Origin of the sequence: Streptomyces albidicamelliae, from assembly GCF_025642175.1 — a bacterium.
Classification (GTDB): domain Bacteria; phylum Actinomycetota; class Actinomycetes; order Streptomycetales; family Streptomycetaceae; genus Streptomyces; species Streptomyces albidocamelliae.
In genome coordinates this window covers 1,651,296-1,670,399 of sequence record NZ_CP106795.1, presented here as the reverse complement: position 1 = coordinate 1,670,399, position 19,104 = coordinate 1,651,296, and the positions used below count along the sequence as shown (strand labels likewise).

The following is a 19,104-nucleotide window of genomic DNA, read 5'->3' as shown; positions in this document are numbered from 1 at the left end:
CAGGTACGTCCCGGTCCCGCGCCGCCGTCCGTGCGTTGTGAACGCTCCGCCGTGTCCGCCTGCCGCTACCTCAGAAGCCGTACCCCATACGGCGCGAGAGCTCCGCGCCCGCCGCCACCGTCCGCTTCGCCACCTCCGGCAGCCGGTCCGCGTTCAGCCGGTACACCGGACCCGAGACGCTGATCGCCGCGATCACCTTCCCGTCGTGCGCGCGCACCGGCGCCGCCACGGCGGCCAGACCCAGCTCCAGCTCCTCGACGGTGAGGCCGTAGCCCTGCTCGACGACGGCCTCCAGCTCGGCGCGCAGCATCGTCGCGCCGGTGACCGTCCGTTCCGTGAACCGTGGCAACGACCGCGCCAGCAGGCCTTCGCGCAGGGTGGGCGACATGTGCGCGAGCAGCACCTTGCCGCTGGAGGTGGCGTGCAGCGGGGTACGTCGGCCCAGCCAGTTCTGTGCGGTGACCGACGCGGTGCCGCGGGCCTGCATGATGTTGACCGCCGCATCGTCGTCCAGGACGGCGATGTTCACCGTCTCGCCCAGCTCGTCGGCGACCTCCCGGCAGACCGGGACACCCTCCTGGGAGATGTCCAGCCGCACCGCCGCCGCCCCCGCCAGGCGCAGGACGCCGGCTCCCAGGTAGTACTTGCCGCGGTCCTTCGCCTGAGCCACCAGGCCGCGGTTCTCCAGGACGCCGAGCAGCCGGAAGGCCGTGGACTTGTGCACGTCCAGCTCGTCGGCGATCTCGGTGACACCCGCCTCGCCGTGCCGGGCGAGGATCTCCAGCACGCTCACGGCGCGGTCCACGGACTGCACCGCACTGGCCGCGCCGCGGCCGCCCTGCCTCCCGGTGGTCCCCGGGTTCTCCGTGGTCTCCTCGTTTCGGTCGGACTGCTTCTGCGCGCGGGTCATGGCTGAACTCTCACCACCTGGGGGCCCGGTTCGGGCCGCATCTGCGGGAAGTGCTTGACGTGACGGTCGTCCCGCCCGGATTCTGTTGCGCATAGCGCCGACTGATGCGCCATGCGAAACATTATGGTACCCAAGTGTCCGGATCCCGGAAGGGTCCCGGGCCACCGGGACCGCCTGGACGCCCTGGACGACCCGGGCGACCCGGGCGACCCGGGCGACCCGTACGGGCGAGGTCCCGCGCCCGGACCGGCCGGCGTCCGCCACTCCCGCACCGCTTACCCGCACCGCCTACCCGCACCGCTTCCCCGGGCCGGACCGGCCGACGGCCGGATTCCGCCCGCACCCTGACGCCTGCATCGAGCAGGTCCCGGACCCGGCGTCCGGGGCCGAGAGGGGGGCCCGTGATTCCCGTCTGCCGCCTCGAAGACCTCCCCGCGGGGGAGTCCCGCCGCGTCGAGACCACGCCACCGATCGCCGTCTTCCACACCGAGCACGGCGAGCTGTACGCCGTCGACGACACCTGCACCCACCAGGACGCGTCGCTCTCCGAGGGCTGGCTGGAGGGCTGCCTGGTCGAATGCCCGCTGCACGCCGCGTCCTTCGACCTCCGCACCGGCGAGCCGGCCTGCCTTCCGGCGCGGCGCCCGGTCCGCACCCACCGCGTCACCGTCGAGGACGGCGTGATCCACGTCCACCTCACGGCGGAGGAGGGCACCGCCGCATGAATCCCGCCGAGCACCGGCCCGGTCCGCCCGCCCCCGCGCACACCGCCCGCACCGCGAGGAGCCGCCCCGCATGAGGACCGTGACCGTCGTCGGCGCCTCTCTCTCCGGACTCCACGCAGCCCGTGAACTGCGCGCCCAGGGCTTCGACGGCCGACTCGTGATCGTCGGCGAGGAACCCCACCGCCCCTACGACCGCCCTCCCCTCTCCAAGGACTTCCTCACCGGCCGCACCGGCGAGGAGCAACTGGCCCTCACCGACGCCGAGGAGACGGCCCACCTCGACGCCGAATGGCTGCTCGGCGTCCGCGCCCGCTGCCTCGACGCCCGCGGCCGCGCCGTCCTGCTCGGCGACGGACGCACCGTGTCCACCGACGGCGTGATCATCGCCACCGGCGCCGCCGCCCGCAGACTGCCCGGCGACCCCCTGGCCGGCGTGCACACCCTGCGCACCCTCGACGACGCCCGCGCCCTGCGCGCCGACCTCGCCGCGGGCCCCCGCCGGATCGTCGTCATCGGCGGCGGCTTCATCGGCGCCGAGACCGCCTCGTCCTGCGCCCGGCTCGGCCACACGGTCACGGTCGTCGAGGCCGCACCGCTGCCGCTGCTGCCCCAGCTCGGGCCACGGATGGCCGCCGTGTGCGCCGCTCTGCATCGCCGCGGCGGGGTGGAGTTGATCGCCGGCACCGGCGTGGCCGGACTGCGCGGCTCCGGCACCGTCACCGGCGTGCGTCTCGCCGACGGCCGCACCCTGCCCGCCGATGTGGTCGTGGTCGGCATCGGCGCCCGCCCCCGCACCGACTGGCTGGACGGATCGACGCTCGCCCTGCACGACGGCGTGCTGTGCGACGACGGCTGCGTGACCGCCCTCCCTCAGGTGGTCGCGGTCGGCGATGTCGCCCGCGTCGGCGGCACCCGCGCCGAGCACTGGACCTCCGCCACCGAGCAGCCCCGCGTCGCCGTCGCCAACCTCCTCGCCGGCCGCACACGGGAGACCTTCCGCCCACTGCCGTACTTCTGGTCCGACCAGTACGGCACCCGCATCCAGTTCGCCGGCCGGTACCGCGACGGAGACACCGTCCAGGTCACCGAGGGCGACTTCACCGACGGCCTGCCCGGCGAGGACGGGTTCCTGGCCCGCTACGAACGCGACCGCCGCACGGTCGCCGTGCTCGGCGTGGACCGGCCACGCGCCTTCACCCGAGCCCGGCGCGAACTCCAGCGGGACCTACGACAACAGGAGGAACGCGGGCGGGCCGAGCAGGCAGTGCTCTGAGCCCACGAACCGTGCGTGCCCGGCCGGGACCGCCCACCCGCCCGCTCCCCGGGTCGTACCCGTGCGCGTGCCGCGCGGGCACGACCCCGGGATCGTCAGGAGTGGGACAACTGCCCGGCGCCACGCCCGCGTATCCGCCCCTGTGCGCGCACGGCCGCCCGCTCCTGACGCCTACGGGCGCGCCGCTCGCGCCGGAGCGTCCGGGCGGTGCTGCTCGGCTCCGAGACCACGCCGTTCCGCTGGTTCCACACCTGGCGGGTCACCCACACGTCGACCACGGCCCAGGTCGCCAGCACCGTGCTCGCCACAGCGCTGATCACCATGGGGAAGGCCAGCCAGGACCCCGCCAACGTGCACAGGAACGCCACCATCGCCTGGATCAGCGTCACCGCGATCACGATGACCGCCCGCACCGCCGCCGTGCGCACCGGATCGGGCAACGGGTGCCGGCGCGCCGGCTCCTCGACCCACAACGGCCGGGCTATCTCCAGCTGTTCACCATCTGTCAGTTCCGAGGTGCGCGCGGGCCCCGGAATGTCGCGATCCGGCGCCCCCCGGACCTGTCGAACCACCGAGCGTCCCGCCACGCTCTCCTCGGACGCCCTGCTCCGCTCCGCCGTGCCCATCACCGTGTCACTCCCCACCGCCGGCAGGCCGCTCGCCCCGGCGTCCGAAGACTCCGACTCCCCAGTGGCTGCCCGGCTTGCGCTGTTTTACGCCGCCGGGATGCGGGATGCGGCTCCTGTGTCCCATTCCGCCCCCATCTCCCACACGTAGGACGATCGAGATCCCACGAAGATTCCCCAGCGGCGAAAAAATCCAGCCAACCGCCTGTCCGACCCGTCGTGTCCGCTCCTTCCGTGTCCCCACGAATCCCGGTGGCAATCTCCCGCAATGCCCGGACAACTCGCCATGTCTCGCCGCCCCTGCGGAAGTTCGCCCTCCGGACATGCCTTCGAGTTATCTGTGAGGCGGTAGTAGGCTCGCGCCGTTTGTTGACGCACATGCGCACCCCCGACCGGCGGGGGTCGAGCTGGGGGAGGCCATGCGCTTTCGCGGGAAGTCGATCCGCCGGAAGATCGTGGCGCTGCTTCTCGTGCCGCTGGTGTCCCTGACCGCCGTCTGGGGCTTCGCCACGGTACTGACGGGTCGCGAAGTCGCCCGGCTGTTCCAGGTGTCCAACGCCGTGCAGGACATCGGCTATCCCGCCGAGGACACCGTGCGTGTCCTGCAGCAGGAGCGGCGCCAGACCCTCGTCTACCTCGCCGACCCGAGGGCCGCCGACGCGCTCACCGCGCTGCACCGCACCCGCAGCGCCACGGACGGGGCGATCGCCAAGGTCCGTAAGAACGCCCAGGACCGCGACCTGCGCGACGGCATGGACGCCGAGGACGGCGAGCACATCACCGCCGTCCTGGACGCCCTCGACGGCCTCGACTCCCTGCGCCGCGGCGTCGAGCAGGGCATGGTCACCCGCGCCCAGGCCCTCGACCGCTACAACCGACTCGTCGACCCCTGCTTCGCGCTGCTCGCCGCCCTCGACGGCATCGACGACGTCGACATGGACCAGCAGGCGCGCGCCATGGTCAACATCACCCGCGCCCGCGAACTGCTCTCCCGTGAGGACGCCCTTCTCGGCTCCTCCCTCGTCGTCGGCCGGCTCACTCCCGCGGAGACCCGGGACATCTCCGACCTCGTCGCCCAGCGCTCCCTCCTGTACGACATCAGCCTGCCGCTGCTGCCCGCCGCGGAGCGCGAACGCTACGAACGCTTCTGGACGAACGCCACCACCGCACCCCTGCGCATGGCCGAACAGACCGTCGCCGACACCGACGACGGAACACCGCGCGGCGTCGACGCCAAGAGCTGGGACACGGCCGCGGCCGGCGTCCTCGACGAACTCGGGGCGCTCGACGACCAGGTGGGGGACGGCTTCCAGGACCGCATGCGCCCGGTGGCCATGAGCGTCATCGTGCAGGCCGCCGTCGTGGGCGTCCTCGGCCTGGTCGCCGTCCTGTTCTCCCTCGTCCTCTCCGTGCGCGTGGGCCGCGCGCTCATCCGCGACCTGAGGCAGCTGCGCCTGGAGGCGCACGAGGCGTCCGGCGTCCGGCTGCCCAGCGTCATGCGCCGCCTGTCCGCCGGTGAACAGGTCGACGTCGAGACGGAAGTGCCACGGCTCGAGTACGACAAGAACGAGATCGGAGAGGTGGGCCAGGCCCTCAACACCCTCCAGCGCGCCGCCGTCGAGGCCGCCGTCAAGCAGTCCGAACTGCGGTCCGGTGTCTCCGAGGTGTTCGTCAACCTCGCCCGCCGCAGCCAGGTGCTGCTGCACAAGCAGCTCACCCTGCTGGACACCATGGAACGCCGGACCGAGGACACCGACGAACTGGCCGACCTGTTCCGGCTCGACCACCTCACCACGCGCATGCGCCGGCACGCCGAGGGCCTGGTGATCCTGTCCGGCGCGGCGCCGTCGCGGCAGTGGCGCCGCCCCGTGCAGCTCATGGACGTCGTCCGCGCAGCCGTCGCCGAGGTCGAGGACTACGAGCGCATCGAGGTACGGCGGCTGCCGCGCGTCGCCGTCACCGGCCCCGCCGTCGCCGACCTCACCCACCTCGTGGCCGAACTCCTCGAGAACGCCACGGTGTTCTCGCCCCCGCACACCGCCGTCCAGGTCCTGGGTGAACGCGTCGCCAACGGGTTCACGCTGGAGATCCACGACCGCGGGCTCGGCATGACGGCCGAGGCACTGCTGGACGCCAACCTCCGCCTCGCCGAGACACCTGAGTTCGAACTCTCCGACACCGACCGGCTCGGCCTGTTCGTGGTCAGCCGCCTCGCCCAGCGGCAGAACGTCCGCGTCTCCCTCCAGCCGTCTCCCTACGGCGGTACCACGGCCGTCGTCTTCATCCCCGACGCGCTGCTGACGGACGACGTCCCGGACACCAACGGCATCGGCTTCCGCCTCGACCGGGAGCGCCCGGCCAAGGACAAGGGGCAGCTCTCGGGAGGCGCCGCCGGACGGTCCACCGTACCGGCGCAGTTGCCGGGCCTGCCCACCTCCCTGCTGGACGGCCCGGTCGAACTGGAGGCGCCCGTCGATCTCGACGCCCTCGACGGCTTCCCGGGCGTCCTTGCGGACGAGGACAGCGAGCGCGGCGGACTCTTCCGGCACCGCCGGACGCTCGCCGGCACCGACGACCGGACGGGCACCCTGGCCGGCGGGCAGCCCCCGGCCGAGGAGCCGCGCGAACCCGGCCCCGTACCACTGCCGCGACGGCAGACGCCGAAACTGGTGAGCTCGCACGGCAGGCCCGTCACCGACCAGCGCTCCCGCCGAGGTGAACCGGAGCAGCAGCCGTCCGCCGGACCGCGCCGCGCCGACACCGGCGGTCTCGCCCCCCTGCCCGCCCGGCGCCGCGGGGCCACCTCCCGCCGCGCGGCGGACCTCGCCGACCTCACGGAGCGCGTCGCGGAACCCGGCACGGCCCCGGCCGACGGCGCTCCCGAGACGGCCGAGCCCCCGGCACTGCCCAGGCGGACCCGGCCCAAGGCGATCGTCTCCGGCAGCCCGGACGACACGCCCACGGCCGCACCAAGGGGCGAGGCGGCACCGATCGACGGTGACCAGCCCCCGTTCGGCGGCCCAGCACCGTGGACGCCCGGTGAGCGCATCTCCAGCGGCGGCGAAACGACCCCGACCGACGGTGAAGCGCCCCGGACCGGTGGTGAGACAGCCTGGCCTGGGAGCAAGCGAACCCCGACCGACGGCGAAGCGCTCCGGACCGGTGGTGAGCAGGCGCCGGCCGACGGCGAGCGGGTCCGGACCGGCGGCCAGGCAGTCCCCACCGGCGGCAGCACCGCCCCGCCACTCGGGGGGACGGGCACGGAACCGGCCACCGGCGCCCTGCCCCGACGTGTCCGCCAGGCCAACCTGGCTCCCCAGCTCAAGCAGGACACCCAACGGCGCGCCGAGCGCGCGGACCGGACTGCCGACCGCGACGCCGACGAGGTCCGCAGCCGGATGGCCTCCCTCCAGCGCGGATGGCAGCGTGGTCGGGAGGAGAACGCCGCGGGCGACGGGGCCCGGAACGGCACAGCACCAGGAACGAACGAGGGGGACGGTCGATGACCGCACCGAACGCGACCGGCCACACAGGAACCGACAAGGTGGAGCTGAACTGGCTCCTGGACGACCTCGTCGACCGGGTCGCCAGCATCCGCAAAGCCGTCGTCCTGTCCGGCGACGGGCTGCCCACCGGCGTGTCCAAGGACCTGTCCAGGGAGGACAGCGAGCACCTCGCCGCCGTCGCCTCCGGCTTCCACAGCCTCGCCAAGGGCGTCGGACGCCACTTCGAGGCGGGCAGCGTACGGCAGACGGTGGTCGAGCTCGACGACGCCTTCCTGTTCGTCACCGCCGCCGGTGACGGCAGCTGCCTCGCCGTGCTCTCCGACGCCGACTCCGACGTCGGGCAGGTCGCCTACGAGATGACCCTGCTGGTCAAGCGGGTCGGTGTGCATCTGGGTGCCGCCCCGCGCACCGATCTGCCCGCAGGCGGGTAGTGGGATGACATGAGCGGAGACGGTCAGGGAAGACACCACTGGTTCGACGACGAGGCCGGACCGGTCGTCCGCCCGTACGCCATGACGCGCGGCCGCACCACGAGTGCGGGCCAGCACCGCCTCGACCTCATCGCGGTGGTCGTCACGGAGCCCGACACGGGCGACCCGGAAGCCGACCCGACGCTGTCGCCGGAGCACGTGGAGATCGTCGCGCTCTGCCGCGACACGCCGCAGTCGGTCGCCGAGATCGCCGCGGAACTCGATCTGCCCGTCGGCGTGGTCCGCGTCCTCGTCGGCGACCTGGTCCACGCGGAACTCGTCCACGTCACTCGCCCGGTTCCCCCGGCCGAACTGCCTGACGAGAGTATTCTGCGCGACGTGATCAACGGCCTCCGGGCGCTGTGACCGGCGCGGAAGCGGAGTACTGACGTGACTGGCTGGCAGTTCTGGGTCGACCGAGGGGGCACCTTCACCGACATCGTCGCCCGTCGCCCGGACGGCCGGCTGCTCACCCACAAGCTCCTGTCCGACAACCCGCGCTACGCCGACGCGGCCGTCACCGGCGTACGCGAACTCCTCGGAACCTCGCGGGAGCCCGTCGAGGCCGTCCGCATGGGTACCACGGTCGCCACCAACGCCCTGCTGGAACGCAAGGGCGAACGGACCCTCCTCGTCATCACCCGCGGCTTCCGCGACGCCCTGCGCATCGCCTACCAGAACCGGCCCCGCATCTTCGCCCGCCGTATCGAACTGCCCGGCCTGCTCCACGAACGGGTCGTCGAGGTGGACGAACGGGTGGCGGCGGACGGCACCGTCCTGCGCGTCCCCGACCTGGACGCCCTCGCGGAGCCGCTCCGGCGGGCATACGACGACGGGATCCGCGCGGTCGCCGTGGTCTGCCTGCACAGCCACCTGTACCCCGCCCACGAACAGGCGATCGGGGAGCTCGCTGCCCGCACCGGCTTCCCGCAGATCTCCCTGTCCAGCGAGGTCAGCCCGCTGATGAAACTCGTTCCGCGCGGGGACACCGCCGTCGTCGACGCCTACCTCTCGCCCGTGCTGCGCCGCTACGTCCAGCACGTCGCCGACGAACTGCACGGCGTCCGCCTGATGTTCATGCAGTCCAACGGCGGCCTGACGGAGGCCGGGCAGTTCCGCGGCAAGGACGCCGTCCTCTCCGGCCCGGCCGGCGGCATCGTCGGCATGGCCCGCATGTCGCAGCGCGCCGGCTTCGACCGGGTCATCGGCTTCGACATGGGCGGGACCTCCACCGACGTCTCGCACTTCGCCGGCGAGTACGAACGGGTCTTCACCACACAGATCGCGGGCGTCCGGCTGCGCGCCCCCATGCTGGACATCCACACCGTCGCCGCCGGCGGCGGCTCGGTCCTGCACTTCGACGGCTCCCGCTACCGCGTGGGCCCCGACTCCGCCGGCGCCGATCCGGGCCCCGCCTGCTACCGCGCCGGCGGCCCCCTCACCGTCACCGACGCCAACGTCATGCTCGGGCGGATCCAACCCGGCCACTTCCCGGCCGTCTTCGGCCCCCATGGCGACCAGCCCCTGGACGCGGACCTCGTCCGGGACCGGTTCACCGCCCTCGCGCGCGAGATCCACGAACGCACCGGCGACGACCGGACCCCGGAGCAGGTGGCCGAGGGATTCCTCCAGATCGCCGTCGCCAACATCGCCAACGCCGTCAAGCGGATCTCCGTGCAGAAGGGCCACGACGTCACCCGCTACGCCCTGACCACCTTCGGCGGAGCGGGCGGCCAGCACGCGTGCCGGGTCGCCGACTCGCTCGGCATCCACAGCGTCCTCGTACCCCCCATGGCCGGTGTGCTCTCCGCGCTCGGCATCGGTCTCGCCGACACCACGGCCATGCGCGAACAGTCCGTCGAGGCACCCCTCGAGGCGGCCGCCATGCCCGGCATCCGCAAGACCGCCGACGACCTGGAGACCGCGGCCCGCACCGAACTCCTCGCCGAGGACGTCCCCGAGGAACGCATCGGGGTCATCCGCCGGGCACAGCTGCGCTACGACGGCACCGACACCGCCCTCACCGTCGAGCTGGCCGAGCCCGACGCCATGACGCACGCCTTCGAAGAACGTCATCGCGCCACGTACTCCTTCACCCTCGACCGCCCGATCGTCGTCGAAGCCCTCTCCGTCGAAGCCACCGGCATCACCGCACCCCCCGATCTGTCCGCCCTCGCCCCGTACGAGGGCCGCCCCACCGCACCCGACACCGTCCGCCTCCACACCGGCGGTGCCTGGCGCGACGTACCCCTCCACCGCCGCGAGGGCCTTCCTCCCGGCGAGACCGTCACCGGCCCCGCGATCGTCACGGAGGCCAGCGCGACGACCGTCGTCGACGACGGCTGGCGGGCCGTGGCGACCGACGACGGGCATCTGGTCATGGAACGCACGGCGATTACGGAGAGTTCCCGACTGGACACGGAAGTCGACCCGGTCCTGCTCGAGGTCTTCAACAACCTCTTCATGTCGATCGCCGAACAGATGGGCGCCCGGCTGGAGTCCACCGCCCAGTCCGTCAACATCAAGGAACGCCTGGACTTCTCCTGCGCCCTGTTCGACCCCGACGGAAACCTGGTGGCCAACGCCCCGCACATCCCCGTCCACCTGGGCTCCATGGGCACCAGTGTCAAAGAGGTCATCCGCCGGCGCGGCACCGCGATGCGCCCGGGGGACACCTACGCCGTCAACGACCCCTACCACGGCGGGACGCACCTGCCCGACGTCACGGTGATCACCCCCGTCTTCGACACCGACCGGGCGACGGACACGGAGGGTGAATCGAAGATCCTCTTCTACGTCGCCTCACGCGGCCATCACGCCGAGATCGGCGGCATCGACCCGGGCTCCATGCCGGCAGGCAGCCGCACCATCGAGGAGGAGGGCGTCCTCTTCGACAACTGGCTCCTGGCGGAGGAGGGCCGGTTCCGCGAGGAGGAGACCCGCCGGCTTCTCACCGAAGCCCCCCACCCCTCCCGCAACCCCACCACCAACCTCGCCGACCTGCGCGCCCAGATCGCCGCCAACCGGAAGGGTGTCGACGAGGTCCGCCGCATGATCGCCGAGTTCGGCCTCGACATCGTCCAGGCCTACATGCGGCACGTTCAGGACAACGCCGAGGACGCCGTCCGCCGCGTCGTCGACGCCCTGGCCGACGGGGAGTGCGCCTACGAGACCGACTCGGGCGCGGTCATCCGGGTCCGGGTGCGCGTCGACCGCGCCGGACGCCGGGCGACCATCGACTTCGGCGGCACCTCCGCGCAGCTCGCCACCAACTTCAACGCCCCCTTCGCCGTCGTCAACGCCGCCGTCCTGTACGTCTTCCGCACCCTGGTCGCCGACGACATCCCGCTCAACGACGGCTGTCTGCGCCCCCTCGACATCGTCGTGCCGCCCGGTTCGATGCTCGCGCCCGAACCGCCCGCCGCGGTCGTCGCGGGCAACGTCGAGACCTCCCAGGCCATCACCGGCGCCCTCTACGCCGCGCTCGGCGTGCAGGCCGAGGGCTCCGGCACGATGAACAACGTCACCTTCGGCAACGAGCGCCACCAGTACTACGAGACCGTCGCCTCCGGATCCGGAGCGGGCGACGGCTTCCCCGGCGCGGACGTCGTGCAGACCCACATGACCAACTCCCGGCTGACCGATCCGGAAGTCCTGGAGTGGCGGCTGCCGGTCAGGCTGGAGGAGTTCGCCGTCCGGCGGGGGAGCGGCGGCGCCGGGCGGTGGCCGGGCGGCGACGGCGCCGTACGCCGGCTCCGCTTCCTCGAACCCATGACCGTCTCCACGCTCTCCCAGCACCGCCGCGTACCCCCGTACGGGATGGCGGGCGGCGAACCCGGAGCGCTCGGCGCCAACCGGGTCGAGCGCACCGACGGCACGGTCACCGATCTCGGCGGCAGCGGCTCGGCCGACGTCGGGCCGGGCGACGTACTCGTCATCGAAACCCCCGGTGGCGGCGGCTACGGCCGGCCGTCGCCCGATTCCCATCAAGCAGGAGAAGAGATCGATGATCTTCGGGCGTTCTGAGCGCGGCAAGCCCCCGGTCGAGCCCGTCACGCTCAAGATCCTCGTGGCCGGCGGCTTCGGCGTGGGCAAGACGACCCTCGTCGGCGCGGTCAGCGAGATCAGGCCGCTTCGGACCGAGGAACTGCTCACCGAGGCCGGTCGTCCGGTCGACGACACGAGCGGGGTCGAGGGCAAGCACACCACCACCGTGGCCATGGACTTCGGCCGGATCACGCTGCGCGAGGACCTGGTGCTCTACCTCTTCGGCACGCCCGGGCAGGAACGGTTCTGGTTCATGTGGGACGAGCTGTCCGAGGGCGCGCTCGGCGCCGTCGTCCTCGCCGACACGCGGCGCCTGGAGGACTGCTTCGCCGCCGTCGACTACTTCGAACGGCGTTCCATACCCTTCCTCGTGGGTGTCAACTGCTTCGAGGAGGCCGCGCGTTATCCCGCCGACGCCGTCCGCCAGGCCCTCGACCTGGACGACGACGTGCCCGTCCTGCTGTGCGACGCCCGCGACCGCGAGTCGGTCAAGGACGTGCTCATCGGCGTCGTCCAGCACGCCATGGAGTACGCCGCGGGCAGCCGCCGGGCCGCCGCGACCTGAACCGGCGGGCACGGCCCGTACCCCCGCCGACAGGGGTACGGGCCGTGGTCCGGTGCGGGCCCCACGCGCGCGTGGGGCGCCCGTCTACGCGCCGTCCTCCTCCAGCCAGCCGAAGCTCTTCTCCACCGCCTTGCGCCAGCTGCGGTACTCGCGGTCGCGCACCGACGCCTCCATCGCGGGTGCCCACTCGGCGTCCTTCCGCCAGTGCGACTTCAGCTCGTCCAGGTCGTTCCACACGCCCGTGGCCAGACCGGCCGCGTAGGCGGCGCCGAGGCAGGTCGTCTCCGACACCCTCGGGCGGATCACCGGAACGCCCAGCACGTCCGCCTGGTGCTGCATCAGCAGATTGTTCTTCGTCATGCCGCCGTCGACCTTCAGGGTCGTGATCCGTACTCCGGAGTCCTGGTACATGGCGTCCACGACCTCACGGGTCTGCCAGCTCGTCGCCTCCAGCACCGCGCGCGCGAGATGGGCCTTGGTGACGTACCGGGTGAGCCCGGTGACGACCCCGCGCGCGTCCGAGCGCCAGTAGGGCGCGAACAGGCCCGAGAACGCGGGCACGATGTAGGCGCCTCCGTTGTCCTCGACGCTCGCAGCCAGTGACTCGATCTCGTCGGCGGTGCGGATGATGCCGAGCTGGTCGCGGAACCATTGGACCAGGGCGCCCGTTATCGCTATGGATCCCTCCAGGCAGTACACCGGCGCCTCCCCGCCGATCTTGTAGCCCATCGTCGTCAGCAGCCCGCTCTTGGACGGCACCGGCCGGTCGCCGGTGTTCAGCAGCAGGAAACTGCCGGTGCCGTAGGTGTTCTTCGCGGTGCCGACGTCGTAGCAGGCCTGCCCGAACACGGCGGCCTGCTGGTCGCCCAGCGCCGAGGCGACGGGCACGCCCGCCAGCTGCCCGACCGCGGTGCCGTACACCTCGGCGGAGGACCTGATCTCGGGGAGCACCGCCTCGGGGATGTTCATGGCGGAGAGGATGGAGGAATCCCACTGGAGGGTCTCCAGGTTCATCAGCATGGTGCGGCCGGCGTTCGTGACGTCGGTGACGTGCCGGCCGCCGTCGGTGCCTCCCGTGAGGTTCCAGATCAGCCAGGAGTCGATGGTCCCGAAAGCGATCTCGCCGTGCTCGGCCCGTTGCCGCAGCCCGGGCACCTGGTCCAGCAGCCAGGCCGCCTTGGGGCCGGAGAAGTAGCTGGCCAGCGGCAGCCCGGTCTGGTCGCGGAAGCGGTCCTGGCCGTCCGTGCCGCCGAGTTCGTGGCACAGGGCGGCGGTGCGGGTGTCCTGCCACACGATCGCGTTGTGCACCGGCTTGCCGGTGGCGCGATCCCACAGCACCGTGGTCTCCCGCTGGTTGGTGATGCCCAGCGCGCTCAACTGGTCGGCGCGCAGCCCGGCCTTCGCCAGCGCCCCGGCGACGACGGCCTGCACCTTGGACCAGATCTCGGTGGCGTCATGCTCCACCCAGCCCGGCTTCGGGAAGATCTGGCGGTGCTCGCGCTGGTCGACGGCGACGATCGCGCCGCTGTGGTCGAAGACGATGCAGCGGCTGGAGGTGGTGCCCTGGTCGATGGCGGCGACGTACTTCTCGGCGTTGTCCGTCATGGCTGTCCCTGGGTCTAGGGTCGGGTCGCTGGTCGTAGGGCGGTGCGGGCCCGCCTGGGGGTGGCGGGCCGGGCGGGTCAGAAGGCGATGTTGTAGAGCAGACCGGCGAGCGCTCCGCCGATGAGGGGGCCGACGACCGGGATCCAGGCGTATCCCCAGTCCGACGTGCCCTTGTTCGGGATCGGCAGGAAGGTGTGCACGACGCGCGGGCCGAGGTCGCGGGCCGGGTTGATGGCGTAGCCGGTGGGGCCGCCGAGGGACAGACCGATGCCGACGACGAGCAGGGAGACGATCAGCACGGTGGTGCCGGACTCCCCGAGTCCCTTCGTCAGCCCGAAGGCGAGCACGGGCAGTACCAGGGCGACGGTCGCGATGATCTCGGTGATGAGGTTGGCGACCGGGCTCCGGATCTCCGGGATGGTCGAGAAGATCCCGAGGGTCGGCACCGGTTCGTCGGCCGTGCCCTCGGTGGTGCCCGTCCTGCGGACGTTGGCCTGGAACTGGGCCAGATAGACCAGGTAGGCCAGGACGGCGCCCAGCATCGCGCCGACGATCTGCCCCAGCAGATACACCCAGACCTTGTCCCACTTGCCGGTGTCCACGGCGATGCCGATGGTCACCGCGGGATTCAGCTGGCCGCCGGAGAGGGGTGCCGCGGTGTACGCGCCGGCGAGCACACCGAAGCCCCATCCGAAGGCGATCACCACCCAGCCCGCGGCCCGCGCCTTGGAATATCTCAGGGTGACGGCGGCGCAGACACCGGCACCGAACAGGATCAGGATCGCGGTGCCGACGATCTCCCCGACGAAGATGTCTCCATTGCTCATGGGCGGCTCCTTTGACGCCGGTCGGGACGATCAGCCCCGACCTCCTGTGCAGGAACGATGCGCGTGGCGACTTCAGCCGACGGCAGGGAGGCCCCGCGCCCCGCCCGGCGTCCGTGACGAGCGTGCCTCGCAGCCGGATCGCCTCGGGCGGACGGGCCGTTGAGCAGGACAGACCCGTGGCACAGCGCCTGATAACGCCGAGAATGTACGGCGATGTCGGCTGACACCGGGAAGTGTTCACCGGCGTCACGGGGGCGTCAAGGTTGCCGACGGGGACGGTGACAGCCACGCTGCCCCACGCGGCGGGAAATCCTCAACGGCGGCGCGCGGGGGAGGGGTTCACCACCGTGGCTCGGCCGCCGCGTAACCCGCCTGCGCCGGTGCCGCGCCCGAGCCGCCGCGTCGCAGCTCGTGGCCCGGCAGCCCCGCGCGCCCCAGCACCCAGCTCGCACCACTGAGCGCCTTGGCCGCCTTCTTCAGCGGAGCGAGCTGGGCGGCGGCCTGCCGATGGTCGCGCACACTGCCCGGCGCACACACCACCGTGGCGAGGGAGAGGGTGACCGGCCGCCCGCCCGCCGCCCACGGCACGTCGAGCACGGCGGCGGCCAGCGGGTCCAGCGCCTCCACATCGGACAGCACCAGGAAGTCGTCGCCGCCGATGTGCCCCACGCGCGCGTGCCCGGCGACCTCCTCGTGCAGCGTGCGCCCCACCGACCGGATCAGCTCGTCACCCGCCGCGAACCCGGCGCCGTCGTTGACCTGCTTGAAGTGGTCGATGTCCAGCCAACTGAGCGCGAACAGCCGCCCGTCCGCGATCCGCCGGTCCACCTCGCCCGTGATCGCGTCCGAACCGGGCAGCCGGGTCAGCGGATTGAGTCCGGCCGCCTCCTCGACCCGGCTCTCGGCCAGTGCCCGCACGAGATCCGCGAGCCGTACGACCCCCACGCACCGGCCGCGCTCGTCGACCACGGCCACATCGTCGGAGGTCCGGTCCCGGCCGCCGACCGCGACCACGTCCAGCACCTCCCAGGCGGTCGCGCCGATGCCCACCGTCCGCGGCGCGTCACCCAGCTTGAACGCCGGCCGGTCCGCGTACAGCGCGTGCCCGTAGCGGCCGGACATCGACAGCAGGAACCGCGACCGGTGCACCGACCGGACCGGTCGGCCGGCCTGGTCCACCAGCAGCACCCCGGAGACGTCGGGCGAGCCCGTCAGCAGCGCCCGTACCCGGCCCGCCGGAGCGGTCACGGGCAGGACGGCGGCCGGACGGACGAACTCCTGCACCGAGGGCCCGGACCGGGGCATGGCTAGGAAGCCGCGCGAGAGCGGCGGAACGTATACGTCCGCCACGGGAATCCGGGCCGGCGGCGCGAACAGCTCACCCTGCGCCAGCTGCGCGCCCGCCGCCACCGCGGCCGCACACTGCAGTTCGGTCTCCACTCCCTCCACCGCCACCAGGGCGCCCAGCTCCTCGCACAGCGCCCGCATGGCCCGCACCGCCGCCGGCCGGGCCAGCAGCGAGGCGTCGAGCTTGACCAGGTGGGGCGCGAGATCGGTGAGCAGTCTGAGGGGTACGTCACCGTCGCCGATCCCGTCGGCGCTGAGCCGGAACCCCTGCTCGCGCAGTACGGCCACCGCCTCCAGCAGCGCCCGATGGGGCACGTGCGTGAAGGGCGGGACGATGTCGAGGGTGACCTCCCAGGGCAGCCGCCCCGCGGCGCGTACGGCGTCGTGCAGCGGCGTGAGACCACCGAGGTCGGCGAGCGTCGCCGCGAACACGTTCAGGTGCAGCGGCAGCAGCGTCTCCTTGCGGGTCGCCGCGCGGAGCGCCAGCACGGCCAGCATGCCGTCGAGTTCGGGGTCACGGCGCGCCTCGGCCAGGATGTCACCGGTCTCCGGGCGAGCCAGTGTCTCCAGTGCGGCGACCGCGCCCGTCCTCAGGTTGACCACCGGCTGGAAGGCGAAGCGGAGAGTATCCGTCCAGGAGTGCACGGGAGCATGATGGCTCCGCCCGGGAACGCCCAGGGCCAGTTCACGAGACGTTCACGCAGGATTCCTGCCTGATCACGGAGCGTATGGATCCCTGGCGTCCCTCGTGCCGCAGAAGCCGCGTGGCGGAGCCGGTCATCTCACCGCGATCACCGACGATCCGTGCCCGAACAGCCCCTGGTTGGCGGTGATGCCCACGCGCGCGCCGGTCACCTGGCGCTCCCCGGCGGCGCCCCTCAACTGCCAGGTGAGCTCGCAGACCTGGGCGATGGCCTGGGCCGGCACCGCCTCCCCGAACGAGGCGAGTCCGCCGCTGGTGTTGACGGGTATGCGGCCGCCCGGTGCCGTCGCCCCCTCCCTGAGCAGCTTCGCCCCCTCGCCCTCGCCGCACAGCCCCAGATCCTCGTACCACTGCAACTCCAGCGCGGTGGACAGGTCGTACACCTCCGCGAGGGACAGGTCCTCGGGTCCGATGCCCGCCTCTTCGTAGGCGGCCCGGGCGATGGACGCCCGGAAGGTCCCGGTTCCGGGTTCCACCGCCACCGCGCAGTCCGTGGCGATGTCGGGCAGGTCCAGGACCGTGTTCGGAAAGCGGGGGGTCACGGTGGACACCGCCCGGATCAGCACCGGACGCATGACGCCGTGCCGGTGCGCGAAGTCCGTGCTGCACAGCACCAGGGCCGCGCCGCCGTCGGAGGTGGCGCAGATGTCGAGGAGCCGCAGCGGGTCGGCGACCACGGCGGAGGCGGCGACCTCCTCGGCGGTGACCCGTCTGCGGTAGCGGGCGTACGGATTGAGCGCCCCGAGCGCCGCGTTCTTCACCTTCACCAGCGCGAAGTCCTCCGGAGTGTCCCCGTGCACCGCCATGCGCCGCCGGGCGTACAGCCCGAAGTACGTCGGATTCGTCGCGCCCAGCACACGGAAGCGCAACCAGTCCGGGTCGTCCGGGCGATCACCGCCCGCCGGCCGGAAGAATCCCTTGGGCGCGGCGTCCGCACCGACCACGAGGACGACGTCCGCGAGACCCGCGAGGATCTGGGCCCGCGCGGTCGCGATGGCCTGCGCCCCCGACGCGCAGGCCGCGTACACACTGGAGACCCGTGCGCCCTGCCAGCCCAGCGCCTTGGCGAACGTCGCTCCGGCCACGTACCCCGGGTAGCCGCCACGCACCGTGTCCGCGCCGACGACGGATCCGACGTCCCGCCACTCCAGCCCGGCGTCCGCGAGCGCCGCCCGGGCCGCTGCCGTGCCGTACTCGACGAAGCTTCGGCCCCACTTGCCCCAGGGGTGCATGCCCGCGCCGAGCACCGCCACGTCCGCCGTCATGCCGTCACCCCCGTCGGCCGCCAGTGCCAGGTCGTCCAGGTCGTCTCCGTGTCCTCGTGGAGCACACCGGCGATGACCTCCACCTCCATGCCCACCGTCAGATCGGCGACGGTGACCCCGGGAGCCGCCTGGCCCAGGACGACCATCCGCTCGGCCTCCAGCTCCACCGCGATCAACGCGTACGGCTCCCAGGGAAGTTCCGGATTACTCACATAGGGTGACGGAGGCCGGTAGCGGCTGTCCGTGTACGACCAGATCCGCCCCCTTCGTGACAGCGGGGTCTCCTCCAGGGCGCCGCCCGCGCAGTGCGGGTTGCGGCAGTGGGTGTCCTCGCGCGGGAAGAAGACGGACGCGCAGGACGCGCAGCGGGTCCCGAGCAGCCGGAAGCCGTCCCCCTCGCCGGTGAACCAGCCGGCGACCGCGGGTGTCGATGCGTGCGGCAAAGCCCCTCCCTCAGGCGATCTGACGAAGCGTCAGGAGTCTGCCACGGGCCACGGGAAAAGGGCAGGCCGTCTCTGTGAACCGAAACGGCCCCCACGGCGTCGTGTTACCTGAGAGGCGGCCGGGATCGACGGGGGTGATTCCGGCCGCCCCTCCTGTCACTCGTCATTCCTTGCGCGCCGATGCCGGAAGACGCCCTTCCTCTGATCGGATACAGTCCGCGCGTGTCCGAAATTCAGCACCCAATTGCCAACTCCGCACCGAACTCGCATTGTTCGAACTGCGGATCGCCCTACGGGGAGGGCGTCTCCGGCTGGCCGCGCAACTGCCCGCACTGCGGGACGGTCGCCTACCGCAATCCGCTGCCGGTCGCGGTCGCGCTCCAGCCCGTGTACGACACCAAGGGCACGGCCCTGGTCGTCATCACCCGAACCATCGCCCCCGCGCGCGGAGGCATCGCCCTGCCCGGTGGCTACATCGACGACCGGGAGGACTGGAAACAGGCCGTCGTACGCGAACTCAAGGAGGAGACCGGAATCGACGCCGCCGCGCGCGACGTCCGGCTCGCCGACGCCATGAGCTCGCCCGACGGCCACCTGCTGCTCTTCGGCCTGCTCCCGGAACGCCCGGCCGAGGGACTCCCGCCGTCCGACGCCACCGACGAGACCGAGGGCTGGAACCTGCTGCGCCGGGCCGAGGAACTCGCGTTCCCGCTGCACACCCTGGCCGCGCGGGCCTGGTTCGAGGGCCGCTACATCTGAGCCGGACGACTCGGCCGAGCCGCCACCGCGCGA

The 19,104-nt window shown here is 72.4% G+C and carries 15 protein-coding genes; 8 read left to right on the top strand and 7 right to left on the bottom strand.

The window, feature by feature from the left end; all coding sequences use genetic code 11:
• Positions 1 to 70 precede the first annotated feature (70 nt).
• The gene (locus N8I86_RS07755; RefSeq protein WP_198960510.1) at positions 71 to 910 is read right to left on the bottom strand and encodes an IclR family transcriptional regulator; all 840 of its coding nucleotides are present in this window, start codon (positions 908 to 910) and stop codon (positions 71 to 73) included.
• Between the two features lie 401 nt (positions 911 to 1,311).
• Here N8I86_RS07755 and N8I86_RS07750 point away from each other — a divergent pair, with 401 nt between their 5' ends.
• Both N8I86_RS07750 and N8I86_RS07745 read left to right on the top strand, forming a co-directional pair.
• A complete protein-coding gene (locus N8I86_RS07750; RefSeq protein WP_073899238.1) occupies positions 1,312 to 1,635 on the top strand; it encodes a bifunctional 3-phenylpropionate/cinnamic acid dioxygenase ferredoxin subunit in 324 nt (107 codons plus the stop codon).
• A 70-nt stretch (positions 1,636 to 1,705) separates the two neighbouring features.
• The gene (locus N8I86_RS07745; RefSeq protein WP_263277459.1) at positions 1,706 to 2,908 is read left to right on the top strand and encodes an NAD(P)/FAD-dependent oxidoreductase; all 1,203 of its coding nucleotides are present in this window, start codon (positions 1,706 to 1,708) and stop codon (positions 2,906 to 2,908) included.
• Between the two features lie 95 nt (positions 2,909 to 3,003).
• Here the strand turns inward: N8I86_RS07745 and N8I86_RS07740 are convergent, their stop codons facing one another.
• Positions 3,004 to 3,534 (bottom strand): hypothetical protein, encoded by a 531-nt coding sequence (locus N8I86_RS07740; protein ID WP_263280080.1) that lies wholly within the window; start codon positions 3,532 to 3,534, stop codon positions 3,004 to 3,006.
• Positions 3,535 to 3,953: 419 nt separating this feature from the next.
• On the opposite strand from N8I86_RS07740, the gene N8I86_RS07735 reads away from it, so the two are divergent.
• From N8I86_RS07735 to N8I86_RS07715, 5 genes are read left to right on the top strand one after another with little or no spacing between them, the layout of a single operon-like run.
• Positions 3,954 to 7,040, top strand: coding sequence for a nitrate- and nitrite sensing domain-containing protein (locus N8I86_RS07735; RefSeq protein WP_263277458.1), 3,087 nt, complete (start codon positions 3,954 to 3,956; stop codon positions 7,038 to 7,040).
• The gene (locus tag N8I86_RS07730; RefSeq protein WP_073899232.1) at positions 7,037 to 7,471 is read left to right on the top strand and encodes a roadblock/LC7 domain-containing protein; all 435 of its coding nucleotides are present in this window, start codon (positions 7,037 to 7,039) and stop codon (positions 7,469 to 7,471) included. Before N8I86_RS07735 ends, N8I86_RS07730 begins: the two co-directional genes overlap by 4 nt.
• 9 nt (positions 7,472 to 7,480) lie before the next feature.
• Positions 7,481 to 7,876, top strand: coding sequence for a DUF742 domain-containing protein (locus N8I86_RS07725; RefSeq protein WP_073899230.1), 396 nt, complete (start codon positions 7,481 to 7,483; stop codon positions 7,874 to 7,876).
• 24 nt (positions 7,877 to 7,900) lie between these two features.
• Positions 7,901 to 11,536 (top strand): hydantoinase B/oxoprolinase family protein, encoded by a 3,636-nt coding sequence (locus tag N8I86_RS07720; protein ID WP_263277457.1) that lies wholly within the window; start codon positions 7,901 to 7,903, stop codon positions 11,534 to 11,536.
• Positions 11,517 to 12,122, top strand: a complete 606-nt coding sequence (locus N8I86_RS07715; RefSeq protein WP_073899226.1) for a GTP-binding protein — start codon at positions 11,517 to 11,519, stop codon at positions 12,120 to 12,122. The genes N8I86_RS07720 and N8I86_RS07715 overlap by 20 nt, the downstream gene beginning before the upstream one ends.
• Before the next feature lie 84 nt (positions 12,123 to 12,206).
• On the opposite strand, the gene glpK is transcribed toward N8I86_RS07715, so the two are convergent.
• The 5 genes from glpK to N8I86_RS07690 form a co-directional block, all read right to left on the bottom strand.
• A complete protein-coding gene (gene glpK / locus N8I86_RS07710; protein WP_073899224.1) occupies positions 12,207 to 13,727 on the bottom strand; it encodes a glycerol kinase GlpK in 1,521 nt (506 codons plus the stop codon).
• Positions 13,728 to 13,804: 77 nt separating this feature from the next.
• Positions 13,805 to 14,554 carry an MIP/aquaporin family protein gene (locus N8I86_RS07705; RefSeq protein WP_263277456.1) on the bottom strand — a complete coding sequence of 250 codons (750 nt, stop codon included), beginning with the start codon at positions 14,552 to 14,554 and terminating at the stop codon, positions 13,805 to 13,807.
• A gap of 339 nt (positions 14,555 to 14,893) precedes the next feature.
• Positions 14,894 to 16,546: a GGDEF domain-containing protein gene (locus N8I86_RS07700; RefSeq protein WP_263277455.1), complete on the bottom strand. Its 1,653-nt coding sequence runs from the start codon at positions 16,544 to 16,546 to the stop codon at positions 14,894 to 14,896.
• 132 nt (positions 16,547 to 16,678) lie between these two features.
• Positions 16,679 to 17,869 (bottom strand): lipid-transfer protein, encoded by a 1,191-nt coding sequence (locus tag N8I86_RS07695; RefSeq protein WP_073899218.1) that lies wholly within the window; start codon positions 17,867 to 17,869, stop codon positions 16,679 to 16,681.
• Positions 17,866 to 18,312, bottom strand: a complete 447-nt coding sequence (locus N8I86_RS07690; protein WP_263277454.1) for a Zn-ribbon domain-containing OB-fold protein — start codon at positions 18,310 to 18,312, stop codon at positions 17,866 to 17,868. Before N8I86_RS07690 ends, N8I86_RS07695 begins: the two co-directional genes overlap by 4 nt.
• Positions 18,313 to 18,534: 222 nt before the next feature.
• Here N8I86_RS07690 and N8I86_RS07685 point away from each other — a divergent pair, with 222 nt between their 5' ends.
• Positions 18,535 to 19,071: an NUDIX domain-containing protein gene (locus tag N8I86_RS07685; RefSeq protein WP_073899214.1), complete on the top strand. Its 537-nt coding sequence runs from the start codon at positions 18,535 to 18,537 to the stop codon at positions 19,069 to 19,071.
• Positions 19,072 to 19,104: the final 33 nt, after the last annotated feature.

Bases quoted from the DNA above. Each gene is read 5' to 3' on its own strand.
- N8I86_RS07695 (WP_073899218.1), bottom strand. From the start codon at position 17,869: ATGACGGCGGACGTGGCGGTGCTCGGCGCGGGCATGCACCCCTGGGGC.
- N8I86_RS07740 (WP_263280080.1), bottom strand. From the start codon at position 3,534: ATGGGCACGGCGGAGCGGAGCAGGGCGTCCGAGGAGAGCGTGGCGGGA.
- N8I86_RS07735 (WP_263277458.1), top strand. From the start codon at position 3,954: ATGCGCTTTCGCGGGAAGTCGATCCGCCGGAAGATCGTGGCGCTGCTT.
- N8I86_RS07715 (WP_073899226.1), top strand. From the start codon at position 11,517: ATGATCTTCGGGCGTTCTGAGCGCGGCAAGCCCCCGGTCGAGCCCGTC.
- N8I86_RS07730 (WP_073899232.1), top strand. From the start codon at position 7,037: ATGACCGCACCGAACGCGACCGGCCACACAGGAACCGACAAGGTGGAG.
- N8I86_RS07705 (WP_263277456.1), bottom strand. From the start codon at position 14,554: ATGAGCAATGGAGACATCTTCGTCGGGGAGATCGTCGGCACCGCGATC.
- glpK (WP_073899224.1), bottom strand. From the start codon at position 13,727: ATGACGGACAACGCCGAGAAGTACGTCGCCGCCATCGACCAGGGCACC.
- N8I86_RS07755 (WP_198960510.1), bottom strand. From the start codon at position 910: ATGACCCGCGCGCAGAAGCAGTCCGACCGAAACGAGGAGACCACGGAG.
- N8I86_RS07745 (WP_263277459.1), top strand. From the start codon at position 1,706: ATGAGGACCGTGACCGTCGTCGGCGCCTCTCTCTCCGGACTCCACGCA.
- N8I86_RS07725 (WP_073899230.1), top strand. From the start codon at position 7,481: ATGAGCGGAGACGGTCAGGGAAGACACCACTGGTTCGACGACGAGGCC.